General features: G+C 49.7%; 1 rRNA gene. It reads right to left on the bottom strand.

The annotated features are described in order from the left end of the window. Positions 1-1,161 (bottom strand): 23S ribosomal RNA (locus RBA40_RS33250); the annotation flags it as partial. Between the last annotated feature and the right edge of the window lie 21 nt (positions 1,162-1,182).

The following is a 1,182-nucleotide window of genomic DNA, read 5'->3' as shown; positions in this document are numbered from 1 at the left end:
ATATATCCGCAGCTTCGGTGACTGGCTTAGCCCCGTTACATCTTCCGCGCAGGACGACTCGATCAGTGAGCTATTACGCTTTCTTTAAATGATGGCTGCTTCTAAGCCAACATCCTGACTGTTTTAGCCTTCCCACTTCGTTTTCCACTTAGCCAATCTTTGGGACCTTAGCTGGCGGTCTGGGTTGTTTCCCTCTTGACGCCGGACGTTAGCACCCGACGTCTGTCTCCCAAGCTCGCACTCATCGGTATTCGGAGTTTGCAATGGTTTGGTAAGTCGCAATGACCCCCTAGCCATAACAGTGCTCTACCCCCGATGGTGATACTTGAGGCACTACCTAAATAGTTTTCGGAGAGAACCAGCTATTTCCAAGTTTGTTTAGCCTTTCACCCCTACCCACAGCTCATCCCCTAATTTTTCAACATTAGTGGGTTCGGACCTCCAGGGCGTGTTACCGCACCTTCATCCTGGCCATGAGTAGATCACTTGGTTTCGGGTCTACACCCAGCGACTGTCGCCCTATTCGGACTCGATTTCTCTACGGCTTCCCTATACGGTTAACCTTGCCACTGAATGTAAGTCGCTGACCCATTATACAAAAGGTACGCAGTCACGGAACAAGTCCGCTCCTACTGTTTGTATGCACACGGTTTCAGGATCTATTTCACTCCCCTTCCGGGGTTCTTTTCGCCTTTCCCTCACGGTACTGGTTCACTATCGGTCGATTACGAGTATTTAGCCTTGGAGGATGGTCCCCCCATATTCAGACAGGATTTCTCGTGTCCCGCCCTACTTGTCGCACGCTTAGTTCCACACATCGAATTTCGTATAAGGGGCTATCACCCTCTATGGCACCAATTTCCAGTGGTTTCTACTATCCGTCATGCTAAAACGTGCAGGCTCATCCCATTTCGCTCGCCACTACTTTGGGAATCTCGGTTGATTTATTTTCCTGCAGCTACTTAGATGTTTCAGTTCGCCGCGTTCGCTTTGCATACCTATGTATTCAGTATGCAATGACCTAAAAGGCCGGGTTTCCCCATTCGGAAATCTGCGGATCAAAGCTTGTTTGCTAGCTCCCCGCAGCTTATCGCAAGCTACTACGTCCTTCATCGCCTGTAATCGCCAAGGCATCCACCATGTGCACTTATTCGCTTGTCCCTATAACGTTAGCCTCTGATC

This window comes from Massilia pseudoviolaceinigra (assembly GCF_030846505.1).
In the GTDB taxonomy this organism is placed as follows: Bacteria; Pseudomonadota; Gammaproteobacteria; order Burkholderiales; family Burkholderiaceae_D; genus Telluria_A; species Telluria_A violaceinigra.
Note: the sequence above shows the minus strand (reverse complement) of the source record. Positions and strands in the feature narration are given on the sequence as shown.